The 19,342-nt window shown below is 69.3% G+C and carries 17 protein-coding genes and 1 pseudogene; 13 read left to right on the top strand and 5 right to left on the bottom strand.

The window, feature by feature from the left end; genetic code table 11:
- Window positions 1-4 precede the first annotated feature (4 nt).
- The 3 genes and pseudogenes from ACGFYN_RS40515 to ACGFYN_RS40505 form a co-directional block, all read right to left on the bottom strand.
- Window positions 5-829 carry a thaumatin family protein gene (locus ACGFYN_RS40515; protein ID WP_393871008.1) on the bottom strand — a complete coding sequence of 275 codons (825 nt, stop codon included), beginning with the start codon at window positions 827-829 and terminating at the stop codon, window positions 5-7.
- 46 nt (window positions 830-875) lie between these two features.
- Window positions 876-2,017, bottom strand: a pseudogene (locus tag ACGFYN_RS40510) (beta-1,3-glucanase family protein).
- Between the two features lie 175 nt (window positions 2,018-2,192).
- Window positions 2,193-3,701 (bottom strand): sulfatase, encoded by a 1,509-nt coding sequence (locus ACGFYN_RS40505; protein ID WP_393871007.1) that lies wholly within the window; start codon window positions 3,699-3,701, stop codon window positions 2,193-2,195.
- A gap of 291 nt (window positions 3,702-3,992) precedes the next feature.
- Here ACGFYN_RS40505 and ACGFYN_RS40500 point away from each other — a divergent pair, with 291 nt between their 5' ends.
- From ACGFYN_RS40500 to ACGFYN_RS40490, 3 genes are read left to right on the top strand one after another with little or no spacing between them, the layout of a single operon-like run.
- Window positions 3,993-4,796, top strand: coding sequence for a helix-turn-helix domain-containing protein (locus ACGFYN_RS40500; protein ID WP_393871006.1), 804 nt, complete (start codon window positions 3,993-3,995; stop codon window positions 4,794-4,796).
- A 49-nt stretch (window positions 4,797-4,845) separates the two neighbouring features.
- On the top strand, window positions 4,846-5,562 hold the full coding sequence (locus ACGFYN_RS40495) for a response regulator transcription factor (protein WP_393871005.1): 717 nt from the start codon (window positions 4,846-4,848) through the stop codon (window positions 5,560-5,562).
- Window positions 5,559-7,058 carry a sensor histidine kinase gene (locus ACGFYN_RS40490; protein WP_393871004.1) on the top strand — a complete coding sequence of 500 codons (1,500 nt, stop codon included), beginning with the start codon at window positions 5,559-5,561 and terminating at the stop codon, window positions 7,056-7,058. Before ACGFYN_RS40495 ends, ACGFYN_RS40490 begins: the two co-directional genes overlap by 4 nt.
- Here ACGFYN_RS40490 and ACGFYN_RS40485 read toward each other — a convergent pair.
- Window positions 7,049-7,672, bottom strand: a complete 624-nt coding sequence (locus ACGFYN_RS40485; RefSeq protein WP_393871003.1) for a hypothetical protein — start codon at window positions 7,670-7,672, stop codon at window positions 7,049-7,051. The two genes, ACGFYN_RS40490 and ACGFYN_RS40485, sit on opposite strands and share 10 nt — an antisense overlap.
- Window positions 7,669-8,592, bottom strand: a complete 924-nt coding sequence (locus ACGFYN_RS40480) for a serine/threonine-protein kinase (RefSeq protein ID WP_393871002.1) — start codon at window positions 8,590-8,592, stop codon at window positions 7,669-7,671. The genes ACGFYN_RS40485 and ACGFYN_RS40480 overlap by 4 nt, the downstream gene beginning before the upstream one ends.
- Before the next feature lie 221 nt (window positions 8,593-8,813).
- On the opposite strand from ACGFYN_RS40480, the gene ACGFYN_RS40475 reads away from it, so the two are divergent.
- The 10 genes from ACGFYN_RS40475 to ACGFYN_RS40430 are packed head-to-tail and all read left to right on the top strand — an operon-like array spanning window position 8,814 to window position 19,296.
- A complete protein-coding gene (locus ACGFYN_RS40475; RefSeq protein WP_393871001.1) occupies window positions 8,814-9,917 on the top strand; it encodes a mandelate racemase/muconate lactonizing enzyme family protein in 1,104 nt (367 codons plus the stop codon).
- A 10-nt stretch (window positions 9,918-9,927) separates the two neighbouring features.
- On the top strand, window positions 9,928-11,505 hold the full coding sequence (locus ACGFYN_RS40470) for an ABC transporter substrate-binding protein (RefSeq protein WP_393871000.1): 1,578 nt from the start codon (window positions 9,928-9,930) through the stop codon (window positions 11,503-11,505).
- A gap of 9 nt (window positions 11,506-11,514) precedes the next feature.
- Entirely contained in the window at window positions 11,515-12,462 is a 948-nt protein-coding gene (locus ACGFYN_RS40465) for an ABC transporter permease (protein ID WP_393870999.1), read from the top strand.
- Window positions 12,462-13,328, top strand: coding sequence for an ABC transporter permease (locus tag ACGFYN_RS40460; RefSeq protein ID WP_393870998.1), 867 nt, complete (start codon window positions 12,462-12,464; stop codon window positions 13,326-13,328). Before ACGFYN_RS40465 ends, ACGFYN_RS40460 begins: the two co-directional genes overlap by 1 nt.
- The gene (locus ACGFYN_RS40455; RefSeq protein WP_393870997.1) at window positions 13,325-13,627 is read left to right on the top strand and encodes a hypothetical protein; all 303 of its coding nucleotides are present in this window, start codon (window positions 13,325-13,327) and stop codon (window positions 13,625-13,627) included. The genes ACGFYN_RS40460 and ACGFYN_RS40455 overlap by 4 nt, the downstream gene beginning before the upstream one ends.
- 7 nt (window positions 13,628-13,634) lie before the next feature.
- Window positions 13,635-14,378, top strand: coding sequence for an SDR family NAD(P)-dependent oxidoreductase (locus tag ACGFYN_RS40450; protein WP_393870996.1), 744 nt, complete (start codon window positions 13,635-13,637; stop codon window positions 14,376-14,378).
- On the top strand, window positions 14,375-16,474 hold the full coding sequence (locus ACGFYN_RS40445) for a dipeptide ABC transporter ATP-binding protein (protein ID WP_393870995.1): 2,100 nt from the start codon (window positions 14,375-14,377) through the stop codon (window positions 16,472-16,474). The genes ACGFYN_RS40450 and ACGFYN_RS40445 overlap by 4 nt, the downstream gene beginning before the upstream one ends.
- Window positions 16,471-17,100 carry a bifunctional 4-hydroxy-2-oxoglutarate aldolase/2-dehydro-3-deoxy-phosphogluconate aldolase gene (locus tag ACGFYN_RS40440; protein WP_393870994.1) on the top strand — a complete coding sequence of 210 codons (630 nt, stop codon included), beginning with the start codon at window positions 16,471-16,473 and terminating at the stop codon, window positions 17,098-17,100. The genes ACGFYN_RS40445 and ACGFYN_RS40440 overlap by 4 nt, the downstream gene beginning before the upstream one ends.
- A complete protein-coding gene (locus tag ACGFYN_RS40435) occupies window positions 17,097-18,047 on the top strand; it encodes a sugar kinase (protein ID WP_393870993.1) in 951 nt (316 codons plus the stop codon). Before ACGFYN_RS40440 ends, ACGFYN_RS40435 begins: the two co-directional genes overlap by 4 nt.
- Entirely contained in the window at window positions 18,034-19,296 is a 1,263-nt protein-coding gene (locus ACGFYN_RS40430) for an ROK family protein (protein ID WP_393870992.1), read from the top strand. The genes ACGFYN_RS40435 and ACGFYN_RS40430 overlap by 14 nt, the downstream gene beginning before the upstream one ends.
- The last annotated feature ends 46 nt before the right edge of the window (window positions 19,297-19,342 follow it).

Below are 19,342 nucleotides of genomic sequence, written 5' to 3'. Positions count from 1 at the left end.
GCGACTACCAGAAGGTCACGACGAAGCCCTTGCACCTGCTGCACTGCTTCATCGTCTCGTTGCCGGTCTCGGTGTCCTGCTTGGACCAGGCGTACGCCTTCGGGCAGTGCTTCTTGATGGCGTGACTGTAGGCTGACTGGGCGTCCCGGCTCGGGTTGACGCACAGCACCGTCTTCCCTGCGGCGTTGTGAACCCGGTCGGGCTTCGGACAGTTGCGGAGAAGGTTCTTCCGGCAGCCCTGCTTGGAGCACGAGCCGTTTTTGGTGACCTTGTCGGCGCCCTTGGGTGCGATCGTGACGGGCAGCGAGAAGGCGTTGACGTAGCTGACGTCGTACCAGGGCGCCTTCTGGTCCTTCTGGTCGAAGTTGAACTCGGCGAGACTGACCGGCTGTTCACCCGTCGCGCAGTGCTTGGCGAAATGCCCGCAGTCGCCGATGGCACAGTGGAACGTACTTCCCGACTTGCCCGAACACCCTTGGCGGGCGAAGAACTTGCCGCGCCAGTGGTGGGGTGCCTCGTTCTCCGGGATCTTCACTGTCGCCGACTGCCCCGGCTTGAGAACGGGCAGCGATTTCAGGTTCTTCGAATTGCCGTCGGGTTCCCCCTTGTTGACGGTGCTTCCGATCCACAGCTTCTTCCCGGACCGGTTGACGAACGTCACCGTGTGGGCGGAACCGGCAGCCGCGCGGGCGTCGGGTGCGGCGACAGCCGCGGCGATCGGCACGGTGCGGGAAACGTCGGCCACGGTTGTGTGCTCGGCTCCGGCGGCCGCGACCGCCGGCATGACACACAGCACAGCCGCGAGAAGCCACTCACGGTATCTCTTCACCAGGTACTCCCTCTGTGGTCGCCTGCTGCAGGCACGAGCGGGCGCGTCAGAACGGGGTCAGCGTCAGGTGCATGTGCTGGGGCCTGCCGTCCTCGATGTAGGAGGCCCAGTCGGCGACGTCGTCGAAGGCGAAGCCGTAGGCCTTGCCGTTGCTGGTCGCGGCGTGAATGGCCTTGGCGTAGTGGTTGGTGACGGCGGGGCCGTAGAAGGTGGCCGCACGGGTGGTGGGCTGCTTGGGGTGGCTCAGCAGTGTCGAGCGGTTGAAGCCGGCGCCCAGGACGGCGGCCACGGGGCCGGTGGTCCCGTCGTTGGGAGCGGCGAGGCCCCGTCGCAGAAGAGCACGTCACGCGTGGAGGGCTTGGCGAAGGACACCGATGCCGGGCCGGTGAAGGTGAGCCTGTGGTCCCGGACGCGGCCGGTGAAGGTGCCGGCGTTCGTCCTGACGACGAGGTTCTTGTGCTGGTAGGTGTGCCAGACCTTGTCGATGTAGTGGTCGAAGTAGTGCTGGGGGAAATGGCCGGCGTCGAGTCCGTGGCTCGGGGCGATGATGCGCCGGTCCCCCACGACGAGGCGCGAGAAGTCGTGGTTGTTGCGCAGGGAGTGGAAGACGCGGGCTCGGCCGCCGTCGCGCAGCCTGCCGGTGCTGTGGTCCTTCGCTCCGGTCAGCCGGATCATCATCGGCACGCTGAACATGTCGACCATGGTGGTGTTGCAGTGCATGCCGGACGCGTCGTGGGTGAACTCCACGAAGTCGTGCAGCACCGGGTAGTTGGGGTCGGACTCCACCCAGCCCGCCGGCTGCTGCAGGCCAGTGTTGCCGTCGGCGCCCCTGACGGCCTTGAACTTCAGCTTGTGGCCCAGTGCGACGTAGATGCGGCCGGACATGAACGGCAGGTGCAGCGTGGTCTTGCCGCGGGCGGCCAGCGGGATGGCGTAGTCGGTGAAGCCACCCGCGTGGTTGTCGGAGAGCTTGACGGGCGCCAGGGTGCCGCGCCGGGTGAGTCGCACCTGCCGGTTTCCCTTGCTGCCCACGACGTACAAGTGCACCGAGCGGTTGGCGAAATCGCCGCTGTTGTTGACGACCGTGAGCGGAAGTCCACCTCGCGCTGCGTCGCCGGCATCGGAGTCGGCGAAGGCGCGCGGGGCGGCGGAGACGATCGCGGATCCGGCTACGGCGGCACCGGCCATCGAGGCCAGTAGTGTCCGGCGGGTGGGCGGATATGGACGTGACGAAGTCATGCGGGTTCCACTCTCTTGATGTCTATAGGTGCAGATCACGGCCGATTCAATGGGGCGCCCGGGCTGCGGGGGACAGCCCGGGCGCCCCTACTCCCCTCAACGGGAAGGGAGTCTGGGGAGGGGGCTAGGGATGGCCGGCGCTCCAGCATCCGTCGCCGCGGCAGTTCTCCAGCCGGGTCAGCGCATCGTGCAGCTCTGCCAGGCGGGGCCCGCTCAACCGGCCGGCGGTGTTGTGCAGTTGGTCGGGGTCGGTGCGGCGGTCGTAGTACTCCTTCGCGCCGCTGTCGTACTCGACATAGGTGTACGAGGCGGTGCGCATGGCGTGGTAGTTCGGCGGGCTGATGCTCTCGCCCCCGTGGTTGTCGGGGTCGTCAGGTGACTTCTTGGCGTGGCGGTGTTCGATCAGGTTGGCCGTGCGCCAGCCCGCGTCCGATCCGCCGTCCAGCAGCGGGAGCAGGCTGTGCCCGTCCACCCGGGACGAGACGGCAGCGCCGCCGATCTTCTGGAAGGTGGGGGCGAAGTCGATGTTCGACACCTGGGCGTGGCTGGTCCGCCCCGCCGCGACATGGGGGCCGGCGATCACCAGCGGCACGCGTACGTCGGTGTCGAAAGCCGTCTGCTTCCCGGCCTTGAGGCGGTACTCACCCAGGTGGAAGCCGTTGTCGGAGCTGAACACGACGTAGGTCTTGTCCGCGACGTGGGCCCTGGTCAGGGACTCGCGCAGCTTGCCGAGCAGCTTGTCGACGGCCTGGAGCGACTGTGCGCGCTTGCGGAACTTCTTGTTGATGGTGTGCTTCTCGCTGTGGGTCAACGGGTGCTGCCGGGCCAGCCACGGCGGCGCGTTGGTGGGCAGCTTGTCGAAGGCGGGGCTGTGCGGGGCCTTCAGACCGGGGAAGTCATGCTTGTCCCGGCGGGCCGGCCTGGACGGGCCGTGCGGGGTGAAGAGCGCGACCTCCAGCATGAACGGTTTGTTCGCCGCCGCGGACTTCTTGATGAAGGACTGGCCCTTCTTGCTGAGGACGTCGGTCAGGTAGTCCTTGTCCTTCTTCCCGTGCGGTTCGATCGAGTGGTTGTGGGCGAGCTTGTACTTGTATTCGGGATAACCGTTGCCGACGACGTCCCACTGGCTCCAGCCCGGCGGCACGTACGGCTGCTGGCCGTCGACCGTGTCCTCGGGGTTGTAGCCGTTGAGGTACTTGCCCATCATGGCGGTCCGGTAGCCCTTGGACTTCAGGGCCGTGGCGAAGGTGTCCTTCTCCAGCCCGTTGTCGTGGAAGGCGCTGAAACCACCGTTGGGTCCGTCGTTGCCGAGGACTCCGGTGTTGTGCGGGTACATGCCGGTGAAGATGGACGAACGCGAGGGGCAGCACAGCGAGTTGCTGACCACGTCGTCGCTGAACGTCGTGCCCTGCGACTGGAGCTTCTTCACCTCCGGCATGTACTGCAGCAGATTCGAGGACATGTCGTCGGTGAGGACGAAGACGATGTTCGGTTTGGCCGCGGCTACGGCTGCGGCGGGCTGCGTGATGGGATCGGGGGCGTTGGTCGTCGCCCCGCTCGCGCCGCTCTGGGCGGAAAACACCATCGCCGCCAAGCCGACCGCCAGTGTCAGTAATTGACGAGTGCGAATCATGCGGAGCAGCGTGTCAGCACGATTCCGCCCCGGTCAATATCCGCTTGCCTTTCGCCGAATTATTCCGCGCCGAGGCCAATTAATCCGACACAGGTCGCCTTGCGGCAGCCTTCCGCTCCCCCGCACTCTGGATACGGCACCAGTGTCGTGAGTCATGAGCAACGGGCGAGAGGAAACCGGGCGTTGGAGGTAACCAGCGGGGTGGGGAGCGGAACATGGCGCTCCCTGCACGTATGGAAGCAGACGTTCACGAAGGGCGTGCACACGCTCCACCTACCGTCATCTTCCGGAATGAAACTGAATGCTCAACTGACCGGCCTTCTGGAAATTCGTGAAGGTCGCGAAACACGGGCAGAGAAACAGGCGTTCCCGCTTCCTGACGACGTGTACATCATCCCGCCGGGGCTGAGCCGGACGCTGGTCGTGGCACCGGCGGGCGACGGACCTGCCACGATCGCGACCCTCACCCTCTCGGCCGGGACCCTGCGCCGATTCATCGCCGAGGAGGACCTGCGGTCACGGGCCCCGTTTCTCCGGGACCCGTACCCGGTGCTGCGCTTCGACCCGCTCCTCGCCGCAATGGTGAAGGCGGTGGCCGCCGCGAGCGAGGTCGGCGCGGATGACCTTTACGCGCAGTCGGCGGCGCAGTTCATCGTCGCTCATCTCCTCGCCCCGCATGCCTGCGGCTCGGGAAAGGCAGCCGGTTCGCTGAGCTCACGGCAGCTCGAGACAATTCTGTCGTATATGCGGGAGAACCTCGCTCAACCGGTTTCGGTCGGCGATCTGGCGTCCCTGGTCTCCTTCAGCCGCTTCCACTTCGTACGCTGTTTCAAGACCGCCACCGGACTCACCCCGTACCGCTATCTCACCGAGCTCCGGATCGATTTGGCATGCAAGTATCTGGAGCACGGTGACGACACCATCGTCCACGTAGGGCGCCGCTGCGGATTCTCCGGTTCCGAGCATTTCTCGCGGAGCTTCAGGCGCATCAAGGGATGTACGCCGTCGCAGTATCGGGCGAGGCGGTCCCGCGGTCGCGGCCTGACCCCGACCGGCCCGTCCGGGCTGGAGCCAGAGGCCCTGACAGTGCTTTGATCGGCCTCCTTCAGGCAAGCTCGTTCGACGCGGTGAAATCGGGGTGTGCATGGCAGGCAAGGCCGGACGGGTGCTGGTGGTCGACGACGACGCGGCGATACGGCGGTCGCTCGAACGAGGGCTGAGACTGAGCGGATTCACTGTGACCGTTGCGGACGGCGGTCACTCCGGTCTGGCGGAAGCGCGCGCCGGCCGCCCCGACATCATCGTCATGGATATCTGCATGCCCGATCTCAACGGCATCGACGTGTGCCAGGCCCTGCGCAACGACGGCGACGATGTGCCCGTTCTCATGCTCTCCGCACTGGACGAGACGGCTGACCGAGTGGCGGGTCTGCAGGCGGGCGGGGACGACTACCTCCTCAAGCCGTTCGCCCTGCAGGAGTTGGTCCTACGGCTGCATGCATTGCTACGTCGCCGCCCGCCGGCCCCCACCGCACCCCTCCGCGTCGGCGGCCTCGTCCTCGACCCGGCCGCCCACCAGGCGTCCCTGGACGGCCGTCAACTCCAGCTGACTCGCCGCGAGTTCGCACTCCTTGAGGTCCTGGTCCGCAACACCGGCATCGCCCTCACCCGCGAGCAACTGCTGGACTGGGTCTGGGGATACGATTTCCAGGTCCGCAGCGACGCCGTCGACACCTTCGTCAGCTATCTGCGACGCAAGCTCGAGGCGGGCGGCCGGCCCCGGCTCCTGCACACCGTCCGCGGCGTCGGATTCGTCCTTCGCGCAGACCGCCAGGCCCCGCCCATCGAGGATGCGTCGTGAAACTCACCACCCGTATCGCCCTCACGGTCGGCGCGAGCGTGCCCGCGCTCGTCCTTGCCTCCGGCTGGCTGCTGCTGCACCTGGTCAGCATCGACCTGCGCGCACACCAGGACGACCAACTGCGCGCCCGGGCAACCGTCGTCGCCAAGAACGCCAAGGCGTACCTGGACGTCGCCGGGACCGACCACCCGCTCCTGCAGCGGGTCCGCCGGCACCGGCTCATCAACTCCGCGCGGGACGTGGGCGTCCGGCTGACCGGCCCGGGGGACCCGATCACGGCCGGCCCGCAGCCGCAGCCGTACCCGACGCTGCCCCCCAGTGCCCCGAACCCCGTCACCGTGACCACCGGCGGCAAGGACTGGCTCGTGCTGTCGCTGCGCGTCGGTGCCGCGAAGGAAGGCACCACCCCGAATCTGTGGCTGCTGTCACCGGACACCGCCGAGGACGAACTGGCACTGGTACGAAAGCGGGTGCTGACCGGCGCACTGCTGGCCGCGGCCCTCGCCGGGGCCGCCGCCTGGGCCATCGCCGCCCGGGCGGTGCTTCCGCTACGGCGACTGCAGCGCCGTACCAGCGGACTGGACCCCAGGACCAGCACCGCGCGCCTGGAGCACACGCCGACCCGGATCGCCGAGGTGGACGACCTGGCGTACACGGTGCAGACCGTACTCGCCCGCTACGACGAGCAGGTCGCCCGCACCGGGGAGGCGCTGGCCACCGCCCGAGCGTTCGCCGCGACCGCCTCCCACGAGCTGCGCACTCCGCTGATGAGCATGCGCACCAACCTCGACATCCTCACCGACCACCCCGACCTCGGCGCCGAGGACCGGACGGAGGTGCTCGACGACCTCGAACGCGAACACGCCCGGCTTGTCGGGCTGTTGGTGATGCTCAAAGCGCTCGCGCAGGGTGACCTGATCGAGGCGGACGCGTTCACGCCGCTGGACCTCGCGGAGCTCGTGGCCGTGTCGGCCTCCGACCTGCGACGCGCGCACCCCGACGCCGAGGTGTCCGTGCAGGCCATCTCAGGGATACGCGTGCACGGCTGGGAGCAGGGACTGCGCTCGGCCCTGGACAACCTGCTGACCAACGCCTGGACCCACGGCCGCGCCGAGGACGGTGTCGCGCGCATCGACGTGGCCCTGCGCCCGCCTGGCGGCGGGCATCAGGCGACTGCGGTGCTCGTCGTGGAGGACCACGGCCCCGGCATCCCGCCGGGCCTCCGTGAGGAGATCTTCCAGCGCTTCCGCCGGGGCCCGGACAGCCCCGGATCCGGCCTGGGACTCACGCTGGTCGCCCAGCAGGCCGCCCTCCACCGCGGCCGGGTCACCGTGTCGGACCGCCCGGACGGACGGCCCGGCACACGCTTCGAGCTGTACCTGCCGGCCGTCGGCATCCAGAACGTGCAGCACACCCTGCCGCTGCTGCACCGCGACTGGCTGACCGGCGTCCCCGAGCAGACCCCGTCGGGCCTGCCCGCGTCCCGTCAACTTTGATGTGTGACGCTCACCTGCACGGTGAGCGTGCCCTTGTTGTCCTCGGAGCAGAGTCCGGCGGCGTCGTTGATGCCCAGTTGCAGGGCGGCGTCGGCGGCCGCCCGGAAGGTGAACCTCCGACCGACCGTGTGGACCGGGAAGTCCTCCTCGCCCACCAGTCGCGCCAGCAGGGCGCCGTACGGGGCTGAACCCTTGACCTTGCAGGCCTTCGTTCCGACCGGCAGCTTGTCGGCGTTCGCGTCGTAGCCGGCCGGCCCGGTCATGGGCAACGTTCGGTAGTTGGCCGTCCATTCGCCGGAGACGAACTGCACCGTGATCCGGTCTCCCCGCTGGACGGACACTCCGGCAACCGACTGCCAGCCGGCCGCCGACCGGACCACCTGGCCGGCCGTGGTCGCCTTCGGTTCGTTCTTGAGCGGCAGCGTCCCGGTGAGGAAGAGGCCACCCGCAACGCTCGCCGCCAGCACGGCCGTTCCGGCCAGCGCCCACCATGGCCGCCTCGGTTTCGCCGTGTGGGACGGCTGCGGCGGCGGGAGTACGGGCGGCGACGCCGTGTGGCGCCCCGTCGGCACGGCCGTGCCGGGCGGAGCGGGCAGGTTTTGGCCACCGGTCATCGTGTCCACTTCGGCCAACGGGGCCAGAGGCCGGAACTCGCGCACGGTCGCCGGCGGCAGCAGCTCGACATCCGTCCGGCCGGACACGACGCCTTGCAGCGCGGAGCGCACGGCCGCCGCCGAAGGACGCTCCTGGGGGACTTGCGCAGCAGTGCCTCCACGACCGGGCGCAGCGGCCCGAGCCGCTCCGCCAGAACGGGTTCCTCGTACGCCACCGCGTGCATCGTCGCGGGCGCTCCCGGTCTGCGGAAGGGGGACTGACCGCCGCACACCGTGGCGAGCGTCGCGCCCAGTGACCACAGGTCGGAGGGCGGTCCGGCCTCGGCTCCCGTCACGCGCTCCGGTGCCATGTACTCGACGGAGCCGACCAGTTCACCGGTGGTCGTCAGGAACTCGCCGTCGTCGAAGGCCGCGATGCCGAAGTCGGTGAGGACGGCGCTGCCGTCGCGACGCAGCAGCACGTTGGCGGGCTTGACGTCACGGTGCAGGGTGCCGACCAGGTGGACGGCGTCCAGCGCGTCGATCAGCTGCACGCCGACGGCGGCGGCCTGCTGGGGTGTGAGGGGCCCGGTCTCGGTGATCCGATGGGCCAGTGAGGACCCCTCGATGAACTCCATGACGATCCACAGCTGGTCCTCGGACTCGACCAGGTCGTGGACTCCGACCACGTGCGGGTGCGGCACCCTGGCGACGGCGCGGGCCTCGCGGATGGTCCGCCGTACCCGTACGCGGTGGTCCTCGTCACCGGCCGTGAGGATGTGCAGTTCCTTGGCGGCGACCGGTCGATCCAGCAGCTGGTCGTGGGCACGCCAGACCGTCCCCATGCCGCCTCTGCCGAGAACGTCGTACAGCAGGTACCGGCCGGCGATCAGCCGTTCCGGACGCGTGGCCGTGCCACGATCACCATCTCCGGATATCACGCGCTCTCACGTCTCCTTCGGGAGCGAGGGTCGCCGTTCGCCCCGCACTCGTGCGTCGTGGCCAGACGTTAGAGCCGGAGGAAAAGAGTCTGCAAGGCACTGAGAAGCGGATTAAATGCCCCGTCGCCTGGACTAATTCCCCTCGTGCCTACGGGTCGGGTGAGCAACCGTTGACACCGTCCTACTTAATTTCTACTGTGTAGCAACCAAGGGAGGCGCCGATGGGCCGCACGCTGGAGCTGCTGGAGTCGCACGTCAGCGACCGGACACAGTGGCATTTCGTGGTCCTCAGGGACGCCGATCACCTTGCGCTGGGCGAGTGCTCCGACTCTGGGCACCCCGCGAAGCTGGTGGCCGAACTGGCACTTGTCGCCGGGGAGTTGCGAGGACGGGACCTGATCGCGGAGCGCGTCGGCATTCTCGACGCACTCGCGCGGCGCGTCGGCGAGCAGAGGGGCCCGGACGCGTTCGTCACGGCGACGCTCATGGGCGGACTGGAGCAGTTGCTCACCGATCACGCCGCACAGGCGGCGGGTGAACCGGTGTGGAAATGGCTCGGTGGTTCAGCTCCCGCACCGGTGCCTCTGTACGCCAACATCAACCGGGTGCCCGGCGGGCGGGCGCCGGGCGATGTGGCGGCGGCAGCTTCGAAGGCGGTTGCGGCCGGATTCTCCGCGGTGAAATGCGCGCCGTTCGACGTCGAGGACGGAGGTCGATCGCTTGCCGCCACCGGTTTGCGCCGGCTTCGCGCGATCCGCCAAGCGGTGGGCGAGGACGTCGAGTTGAGGGCGGACTGCCACGACAGACTTCCCGTCGAGGAGATCCACCGGCTGCTGCCGGCGCTCGAAGACCTCGGCATCGGGTGGCTGGAGGACGCGGTCGCCCTGGACCGGACACAGGACCTTCGCGCGTTGCGGGCCGCCACGTCGATCCCGCTCGCCGGCGGCGAGTTGATGTTCGACGCCGCAGAGGCCGACATCGCGGTGTCGGAGGGCCTGATCGATATCCTGATGCCCGATGTGAAGCACGCGGGCGGCATCGAGCGTGTGGTGTCGATCGCGCGCGGTGTGCCGGAACTCGCCGTCTCGCCGCACAACCCGTCGGGTCCGGTGGCCACCGCGGCCGCCGCCCACCTCTTCTCCGTCTGCCCCAACGCCACCGAGTTGGAGTACCAGTTCGGCGAAACGCCCTGGCGGTCCGATCTCGTCGGAGGTCTGGAACGCATGACCGAGGGTCACCTCCACGCCGACGACCGTCCAGGTCTCGGCCTGACCCTCGACACACGGCATCGGAGTCTTCGAGTCCTGTGGTCCACCGCCCTTTAAGGGGAGCGTCATGTCCATACCCCAGCACCACTCGCAGCGCGTGCCCACCCGACGCGGCGCGCTCGTCGTGACGGCAGGCATGGCCTGCCTCGCCCTCGCCTCCTCGGGGTGCAAGTCGGCCGTCGACGACGCGGGTTCGTCCGGGCGCAAGCAGGGCGGCACCCTGAACATCGCCCAGAGCGCCGACATCGCGCCGAACACCTTCCTGTCCCAGAACAACCCGAACTTCTCGGTCATCAGAACCGTGTTCAACACCCTGACGGAGTACGACCACACCACCCTGAAGCCCCAGCCGCAGCTCGCGACCAGCTGGAAGTGGTCCCCCGACCACAAGTCGATCACGCTGCAATTGCGGGACGGGGTGACCTTCCACTCCGGTCGTCCCTTCACCGCCGACGACGTCATCTTCACCATCAAGGCGATCACACGGCAGGACGTGCCCTCGCAGTTCAAGCACGTGGCTCAGGCGATCACCAGCATGAAGGCCGACGGCGCCCACACGCTCACCCTGCGCATGGCACAGCCGGTGTCCAACCTGTTCGACCTGTTCGAGGTCATGCCCATCGTGGACAAGGCCACCTTCGACGACCTCCTGGCAGGCAAGAAGTTCGTCGGAACGGGTCCGTTCAAGGTCGTCAAGTACACCCCGGGTTCCGGACTTCAGCTCAAGAGGAACGACCACTACTGGAAGTCGGGGCGCCCGTACCTGGACAAGGTCAACATCAGCGTCCAGAGTCAGTCGCAGTCGATGAAGGCCTCTCTCCGGTCGGGTCAGAGCCAACTGGCCCTCGATCTCGCACCACTTGACACCGTGTCCCTCAAGGGCGACCCCAACTTCAAGGTCGTCGCCTCCGACGCCGCCGACGCCGCGTACTACATCGGCTCCAACGTGACGGTCCCACCGCTGAACAAGCCGCAGTTCCGCCAGGCCGTCGCCTGGGCCGTCGATCGCGACCGGATCCTCAAGCAGGTGCTCGCCGGCATCGGGCAGACAAGTTCACTGCCCTGGTCGCCGTCCTCGCCGGCGTTCGACAAGGACAAGGCCGACACCTATCACCACGACCTCGGCAAGGCGAAGCAGCTGATCGCGCAGGCCGGCGCCAAGAACGCAGCGGTGAACATCGTCTTCAACTCCGGTCTGCCGACGAACCAGGCCATCGCCGAGATCGTCCAATTCGACCTCAAGCAGGCCGGGTTGAGAGCAAAGCTCGTGCCCCTTCAGGCAGCCGACTTCTTCGGCAAGCTGTCCGGCGGCGGCCTGCCCGGCCTGTTCGTCAACGTCCACGGCTTCGGCCAGCTCAACCCGGCGACCCTGGTCAAGGGCGCGTTCCCGTTCAACGCGGAGAAGAACGCCTCCAACTTCGACTCCGGCACCTACCGCACCCTCGCCCAGCAAGTCTGGACGACACCGGGCGGCAGCAAGGCCCATGCCGCTTACGCCAAGATGAACGATTTCCTGCTCAAGCAGGAGTTCGTCAACGACCTGGTCGTCAGCTCGCACACGTTCACGATCTCCACCAAGCTCAAGGACCTGAAGTACAACCTGTACGACTACCTCGATCTCGACGACGCGTACCTGACGAAGTGATGCGCGGCCATGTTGCGATACGCCCTCAAGCGACTGCCCTCGGCAGCTCTCGTGCTCGCTGTGGCCTCGGTCCTGGTCTTCTGTGTCCCCCGGCTCGCGCAGGGCGACGCGGCGGACGTCCTGGCCGGGCCGGACGCCACCCCGGCCACCGTCGCGGCCGTACGCCACAACCTCGGCCTGGACCAGAGCGTCGTCACCCAGTACCTGGAATGGGTGCGCGGGATCCTCACGGGCGACCTCGGAACCTCCTACGTCCGCCGGCAGCCCGCGACCGCGGCCATCGGAGACGCACTCGGCCAGACCGTCTCCCTGACGCTCGCCGCTCTCTTCGTCGCGCTCCTTCTCGGCGGCATCGCCGGCGTGGTCCTCGGCGTCGGCCGCAACCGGGTGCTGACCAAGGTGGCCGGCGGGCTGGTCTCACTCGCCTTCGCGATCCCGCCGTACGTCAGCGGCGTGCTCCTGGTCCTGCTCCTCGCCGTGACGATCCGGCTGCTGCCCTCGGGCGGCTACGTCTCCCTGGCCCAGGACCCCGAGATCGCCGTCCAGTACCTGCTGATGCCGGCCGTGTGCCTCGGCCTGCCCACGGCCGCGATCCTCGCGCGATTCCTCTCCGCGTCGATCCGCCAGGTGCAGGACGAGGAGTTCGTCCGCACCGGCCTCGCCAAGGGTCTGCGCACCCGCCGCCTGGTGCGGGCCCACATCATTCCCAACGCCCTGCCGCCGGTCCTCACGGTGCTGGGCATCCAGGTCGGCCAGCTCCTCGGCGGCGCCATCGTGGTCGAGGCGATCTTCGGCTGGCACGGCATCGGGGACCTGCTGGTCGCCTCCGTCCTCAACCGCGACTACGTCCTCGTCCAGGACCTGCTCCTGTTCACCGTCGCGGTGTTCGTCGTGATCCAGACCCTCACCGATCTCGCCCACGCCGCCGTCGACCCGCGCGTTCGCCTGGAGGCGTGATGACCGCCGTCACCGCACCCTCGACCGTCGCCGTCCCGACGGAAGCCGAGCGCTCCCGCTGGGCCCGCGCCCTGCGCCGTCCCGAGACCGTCGCCGGAATCGCCATCGTCGCGGTCCTCTTCCTCCTCGGCATCCTCGCCCCCTGGACAGCGCCGTACGGCGCCGACGCCCAGGGCGGCGACAGCTTCGCCGGGATCAGCGCGGCGCACCTGCTGGGCACCGACGAATTCGGACGCGACGTCTTCAGCCGTGTGCTCTACGGCATCCGCCAGGACGTCCTCGTCGCCGGAGTCGCGGTGCCGATCGGCGCCGTCGTGGGCACCGTGCTCGGCCTGGCCTGCGGGCTGCACCGCTTCGTGGACGCCGTCATCCAGCGGATCTTCGACGTCATGCTGGCCTTCACCGCCCTGGTCCTGGGGGTGGCCGTGGCCGCCACCGCCGTAGGCCCCGGCATGACAGCGATCATGGTCACGGTGATCCTCGTCAACGTCCCGCTGTTCGGGCGGCTGACCCGCTCGGCGCTCCAGTCCCAGCGCAGCCGCGACTACGTCGTCGCGGCCGAGGTCATCGGCGCCGGCCGGGCACGCGTCATCGTGCGGCACATCCTGCCCAACGCCCTTGACGCCCTGATCGTGCAGGCGGCCCTCAGCCTGTCGATGGCCGTGTTCATCGAAGGCGCCATGAGCTTCGTCGGCATCGGCGTCCGCCCACCGGCACCCTCACTCGGCGCGCTGCTGCGCACGAGCGTCAACTTCCTCAACCAGAACCAGTGGTACGCGCTGGGCCCCATCGTCGTGGTCACCGCACTGGTGCTGGGCTTCAACCTGATCGCCGACGGCCTCAACCGGGGACTCCTGCGCCGATGAACGCGAACCCGAGCTTTACGAACATCGCAGCCGCGACCTCCGACGCTACCGCCATCCACGCCACGGACCCCGAGGCCGAAACCACCTCGACCACCGAACTGGCGCCGCCCGTCCCGGCCGTCGCCCTCACCGGGCACGGGACGCTCGTACCTACGTCAGGGCTGTGCGTCTACGAGAAGACCGAGGACGGCACCCGCCACCTCGCCGATGTACCGGACAGCCAGTGCCTGCGCATCAACGACACCGCGGTCGACCCGCCTGGACCCCGGCGAGGACGCTGCCGACCAACAGGATGGTGATCTGACCATGGCCACGCTGGAGGGCACCACCAGCATCGTCACCGGCGCGGCGCGCGGCATCGGCCGCGCCGTCGCCTCCCGCCTCCACGAACTCGGCAGTCATGTCGTCGCCGTCGACATCGACGACGCGGTCACGGACGACGGGCCGTGGCACTCCGTTGTCGGAGACATCGCCGACGCCAAGGTTCACGACGAGTGCCTCAACGTCGCGGCATCGCTGCCCGGTTCGCTCGGAGTCCTGGTCAACTGCGCGTTCGCCGAAGAGCGCGCCACTCTGCTCGACGGCACCGACGAGGGCTGGGATCACACCCTGGCCGTCTCCCTTCGCGCGCCGGTCGCGCTCAGCCGCCGCTTCGTGGCCGCCCTGGACTCCCGTCCGGGCGCCATCGTCAACGTCACCTCCGTCCACGCGCACGGGGGCCTGACCGGCTTCGGCGCGTATGCCACGGCCAAAGCGGGTCTCACGGCGTTCACCCGCAACGCGGCAGTCGAGTGGGGCCCCTTGGGAGTACGGGTCAACGCCGTGGCGCCGGGTTTCGTCGCGGTCGAACGCAACGCCCGCATCTGGCGCGACCCTCAGCGGCTGGAGGACGTGGTGGCGCTCTATCCGCTGCGCCGGGCCGGTCGGCCGGCGGAGGTCGCGCGCTGCGTCGCCTTCCTCGCCGGCCCCGACGCCTCGTTCGTCACCGGAGCGGTCCTCCCCGTGGACGGCGGACTGCTCGCCCGGCTTCCGGAGGATGATCGCTCATGACCGAACCGGTCCTGCAAGTACGAGACCTCACCACCCACTTCACCACCGAGCGCGGTGTCGTCCGGGCGGTCGGCGGCGTGTCCTTCGACGTCCAGGCCGGCGAGACCCTCGCTCTGGTCGGCGAGTCCGGCTCGGGCAAGTCCGTGACCGCCATGTCCTTGATGCGCATCGTCAGGCCGCCGGGACGCGTCGTGTCCGGTGAGGTGATCTACCGCGGACGCGACCTGCTCAAGCTCTCCGACAGGGAGATGCGCGAGGTGCGCGGGGCCGGCATCAGCATGATCTTCCAAGATCCGATGTCGTCGCTGAACCCGGTGATGCGCGTGCGCGAGCAGCTCGTCGAGGCGATGCTCGCGCACGGCAAGTTCACCGGCGCGCAGGCCCGATCCCGCGCCCTGGAGCTCATGGAACGCGTCGGCATCCCCGATCCCGACGCCAGGCTGACGGACTACCCCCACGCGTTCTCCGGCGGGATGCGCCAGCGCGTGATGATCGCGATGGCGCTGGCCAACGAGCCGGACGTCATCGTCGCCGACGAACCGACGACGGCGCTCGACGTCACCATCCAGGCGCAGATCCTCGAACTGCTGGCCGAGCTCAATCGCGACCTGGGCACGGCCATCGTGCTCATCACCCACAACCTCGGTGTGGTGGCGCGCTCATGCCAGCGGGTGGCGGTGATGTACGGCGGCCGCATCGTCGAACAGGCGCCGGTGGACGAGCTGTTCGGCCAGCCCCGGCATCCGTACACCCGGGCTCTCCTGGCAGCGACACCACACCTCGCCACGTCCCGGCAACTGCCCCTGCTGCCCATCGAGGGCCGACCGCCGAACCTCATCGCGCCCATCCCCGGCTGCGCGTTCGCGCCGCGCTGCGATGCCGCGGAGGACCGCTGCCACGCCGAGCAGCCGCCCTTCTTCCACCAGGAGGACCACGGCCGCCAGTGGGCCTGCTGGGTCTCCGGTGCGGACGGGGTGCTCCCACCGCCGCCCCCGGCGGCACCGGCCATGGACCCCGTCGTCGAACACGACGCCCAGGAGCCGCTGTTGAGCGTGCACGGTCTGGTCAAGAGGTTCCCGGTGAAGCGGCGGACCGGATCCGTACGACGCAGAACCGTCCAGGTCAGCGCGGTCGACGGCATCGACTTCTCGATCGCGCCCGGCGAGACGCTCGGCCTGGTGGGTGAGTCGGGGTGCGGGAAGTCGACACTCGCCAAGGCCCTGTTGGGCATCCACCCGGCGACATCGGGAGCCATCCGCTTCGACGGCCGGGATGTCGGTGTCCTGCGCGGCGGCGACCTGCGATGGTACCGCGGCCAGACCCAGTTGGTCTTCCAGGACCCGATGTCGTCGCTCAACCCGCGCCTGACCGTCGCGGATGCCGTGGGCGAACCCCTCCTGATTCACGGGCTCGCCCGGGGCGCCGAGGCGAAGCGCCGCGTGGCGGAGCTTCTCGAACTGGTGGGCCTGGACCCACAGGTGGCGTCCCGCTACCCCCACGAGTTCTCCGGAGGCCAGCGGCAGCGCATCGTCATCGCCCGCGCTCTCGCGGTCAGCCCCCGGTTGCTGGTGTGCGACGAGGCGGTGGCCGCCCTCGACGTGTCGCTGCAGGCGCAGATCGTGAACCTGCTCCAGGACCTTCAACGGCGCCTGGGACTCGCCTACCTCTTCATCGGACATGACCTCGCGACCGTCCGGCACATCTCGCACCGGATCATGGTCATGTACCTCGGCCACATCGTCGAGTCGGGGCCCTCCGAAGAGATCACGGCCCGGCCGCAACACCCCTACACCGCAAGTCTGTTGTCCGCGGTGCCCGAGCCCGATCCGGCGCGCGAGCGGGCCCGCGAGCGCATCGTCCTCACCGGTGACGTGCCGAGCCCGATCAGTCCCCCGCCGGCCTGCCGCTTCCACACCCGCTGCCCCATCGGCCCCAAGGCCGACCCCGAACGGACCGTCTGCGCCACCGAACGCCCGCTCCTCACCGAGGTGGCGCCCGGCCGCTACGCCGCCTGCCACTTCCCCGGCGAGCTGAGCGGCAGCGGTCTCGGTGCGACGCAGGCCTCCGTTCTCGCTCCGTCAGGAGAGACGTCATGAAGGCGGCCACCGCTTACCAGGCGATCCGGGACACCCGCCTCGTGGCGATCCTGCGGGGCTCCGGCACCGACCATTTGGTGGCCGCGGCGCAGGTACTCGTCGAGGAGGGCGTACGCGTGCTGGAGTTTCCCCTCACCAGCCCCGGCGCGCTCGACGCCCTGCGTCGTGCGGTCGAGGTCCTCGACGGGCGTGCGGTGGCCGGCGCGGGCACCGTGCGCACGGTCGACGACGCTCGCCGGGCCTCGGACGCCGGCGCACGCTTCCTGGTCTCGCCGAGCCTGTCGGTGCCGGTGATCGAATACGCACGGGCCCACGACGTCGCGATGCTGCCGGGAGCATTCACGCCCACCGAGATCGCCACGGCGCTGGAGGCGGGCGCCGAACTCGTGAAGCTGTTTCCGGCGGCCTCGCACCAGCCGGGATTCCTCCGCCGGCTGCGCGTACCCCTGCCCGAGGCCGGAGTAGTGCCCACGGGCGGTGTCGGACTCGACGACGCGGCCGCATGGCTGGCAGCGGGCGCCGTGGCCCTGGGGATCGGCTCACCCTTGACCGGCGACACTCTGGAGACCGGGGACCTCGCCCGGCTGCGGTTGCGGGCCCGCGCATGGAAGGCTGCTGTCTCATGACCGTCGACGTGCTCACGTACGGCGAGACGATGGGGCTCTTCGAGAGCGAGCGGCTCGGACCGTTGCGGATGGGGGGCCCGATGCGGCTCTCGATGGCCGGAGCCGAGACCACGGTCGCCATCGGCGTCAGCCGCCTGGGCGGCAGCGCGGCCTGGGTGGGCGTCGTCGGCGACGACGAGGTCGGCCGGCTCATCCTCAGAAACCTCCGCGCCGAGCAGGTGCACACCGACGGTGTCGTCATCGACGCCGAGTCGCCCACCGGTCTGCTGCTCAAGGAGCGGCGCAGCGCCGACGTCTCCCGGGTGTCCTACTACCGGCGGCACAGCGCCGGCGCTCGGCTCGCTCCGGAGCATGTCCTGCCCGAGCACGTGGCCCAGGCACGGATGGTGCACCTGTCGGGCATCACTCCGGCACTGTCCGCGAGCGCCCGGCAAGCGGTGTTCCGTGCACTGGAGTTGGCGGCACAGGCCGGACGGACCACATGTTTCGACCTCAACTACCGCTCGGCGCTTTGGACGGCGATGGAGGCCCGACCGATACTCATGGAAGTGATCAAGCGAGCCGACATCGTGCTCGCCACCCAGAGAGAGGCCGCCCTACTGACGAAGCATCCGATGGCCGACCCCTTCGAGGCGGCCACAGCACTCGGTCGCCTCGGGCCCCGGCTCGCCGTCGTCAAGCGCGGCGCAGACGGTGCCGTGGCCTGGGACGACGGCCGCCTGCACGAGGTGCCGGCGCATCCCGCGCAGTCCTTCGACCCGGTGGGCGCGGGCGATTCCTTCGCCGCCGGTCTCCTGGTCGAGCTGGCTCGCGGCAGCACTGCCCAAGAAGCACTCGAGACCGCGGCGGCTGTCGCCGCCGTGAACGTCGCCTGCCCCGGCGACTGGGAAGGGCTGCCCTCTCGCGCCGAGATCGACATGCTGCGGGGTGACGATGTACTCCGCTGACACCGACGAACAGGATGCCGCGCCGCGCCGCGACGGCGGCCCGCTGCCCAGCACGGCGCAGCCGCACGGCAGCGGTCTGGAGAGCCTGCGGCGCCGCAACACGGCACTCGTTGCCAGGACCCTTCTGCACCGCGGGCCGTCGGCACGCTCCGAGATCGTCCATGCCACCGGGCTCAGCGCCACGAGCATGACCAAGATCACCGCGCAGATGGCGCGCGCCCGCATGCTGGTCGAACTCACCGCGGTGGCCGGTGGCAACATGGGGCGCCCGCGCGTGCCCGTAGCCCTGGACACCGCCTACTACCGCTTCGTCGGCATCCACATCGGCCTGCGCCGCACCACCGGAGGCCTCCTCGACCTCGCCGGCAACGTCGTCACGGAACACGCCGTCACGCACCGCAGCCGAACGCAGAAGGCGATCCTCAACGAGGCCCGCGAGCTGCGCGACCAGCTCGTCGCCACGGCCGGAGGACCGGAGCGCGTCCTGGGCACCGGCGTGGCCACCGGCGGCCGGGTCGATCCGCATATGGGTGTCGTCGTCGACCACCCGCTGCTCGGCTGGAAGAACGTCCGGCTCGCACACGAACTGGGCACCGACGACGGCCCGGTGTTCATCGACAGCAGCGTTCGCGCCATGGCGCTGGCCGAGACGTATCTCGGTGCCGCCCGGCACGCCGACTCCTCGATCTTCCTGTTCATCGGCAACATCGTCGGCGCCGGACTGATGGTCGACGGACGCCTCCGGCTCGGTCACGATGCCGCGGCGGGAACCCTCGACCACCTTCCGCTCGGGCACACCGCGCAGGGAACACCGTGCCGCTGCGGGCGCACCGACTGTCTCGCCGCGCTGGCCAGCGACGTCGCCGTACTCGAACGCGCACGCCAGGCCGGAGTCGTGCCCTCCCACGCCTCCTTCGAGTCACTCGTCACCAAATCACGCTCCGGCAGCACACAGGCCGCTGCGCTGCTCAAAGAACGGGCCGAGTACGTCGGCACGGCCGCCGGCATCCTGCTCGACCTCATGGACCCTGACCTGCTCGTCCTCGGCGGCGGCCTGCTCCAGACCCCCGAACACCTCGACGCACTCCGGGCGGCGGCCGCCGCCCGGCTCAGCCGCCCCGCGGCGGCCGAACGCATCGTGCCCACCGGCCTGGGGGAAGGATCCCTCGTCCGAGGATCGGGCAGCCTGCCCCTGCACGCCTTCTTCTCCGACCCCGCACCGATGCTGCGGACGCCGATAGGAGGTTGAGCTGTGCCCCGGCACGATGCCCGTGCCTGCCGCATGCCGCCCGGGG

Source organism: Streptomyces sp. NPDC048419, assembly GCF_043200415.1.
Taxonomy (GTDB): Bacteria; Actinomycetota; Actinomycetes; order Streptomycetales; family Streptomycetaceae; genus Streptomyces.
The sequence above is the reverse complement of the archived record's forward strand: the minus strand, read 5'-3'. Positions and strand labels throughout refer to the sequence as shown.

Excerpts from the sequence above, each read along its gene's own strand:
- ACGFYN_RS40440 (WP_393870994.1), top strand. The coding sequence starts at position 16,471 with ATGAAGGCGGCCACCGCTTACCAGGCGATCCGGGACACCCGCCTCGTG.
- ACGFYN_RS40450 (WP_393870996.1), top strand. The coding sequence starts at position 13,635 with ATGGCCACGCTGGAGGGCACCACCAGCATCGTCACCGGCGCGGCGCGC.
- ACGFYN_RS40435 (WP_393870993.1), top strand. The coding sequence starts at position 17,097 with ATGACCGTCGACGTGCTCACGTACGGCGAGACGATGGGGCTCTTCGAG.
- ACGFYN_RS40470 (WP_393871000.1), top strand. The coding sequence starts at position 9,928 with ATGTCCATACCCCAGCACCACTCGCAGCGCGTGCCCACCCGACGCGGC.
- ACGFYN_RS40455 (WP_393870997.1), top strand. The coding sequence starts at position 13,325 with ATGAACGCGAACCCGAGCTTTACGAACATCGCAGCCGCGACCTCCGAC.
- ACGFYN_RS40500 (WP_393871006.1), top strand. The coding sequence starts at position 3,993 with ATGAAACTGAATGCTCAACTGACCGGCCTTCTGGAAATTCGTGAAGGT.
- ACGFYN_RS40485 (WP_393871003.1), bottom strand. The coding sequence starts at position 7,672 with ATGACCGGTGGCCAAAACCTGCCCGCTCCGCCCGGCACGGCCGTGCCG.
- ACGFYN_RS40475 (WP_393871001.1), top strand. The coding sequence starts at position 8,814 with ATGGGCCGCACGCTGGAGCTGCTGGAGTCGCACGTCAGCGACCGGACA.
- ACGFYN_RS40460 (WP_393870998.1), top strand. The coding sequence starts at position 12,462 with ATGACCGCCGTCACCGCACCCTCGACCGTCGCCGTCCCGACGGAAGCC.
- ACGFYN_RS40505 (WP_393871007.1), bottom strand. The coding sequence starts at position 3,701 with ATGATTCGCACTCGTCAATTACTGACACTGGCGGTCGGCTTGGCGGCG.
- ACGFYN_RS40495 (WP_393871005.1), top strand. The coding sequence starts at position 4,846 with ATGGCAGGCAAGGCCGGACGGGTGCTGGTGGTCGACGACGACGCGGCG.
- ACGFYN_RS40445 (WP_393870995.1), top strand. The coding sequence starts at position 14,375 with ATGACCGAACCGGTCCTGCAAGTACGAGACCTCACCACCCACTTCACC.
- ACGFYN_RS40430 (WP_393870992.1), top strand. The coding sequence starts at position 18,034 with ATGTACTCCGCTGACACCGACGAACAGGATGCCGCGCCGCGCCGCGAC.
- ACGFYN_RS40465 (WP_393870999.1), top strand. The coding sequence starts at position 11,515 with ATGTTGCGATACGCCCTCAAGCGACTGCCCTCGGCAGCTCTCGTGCTC.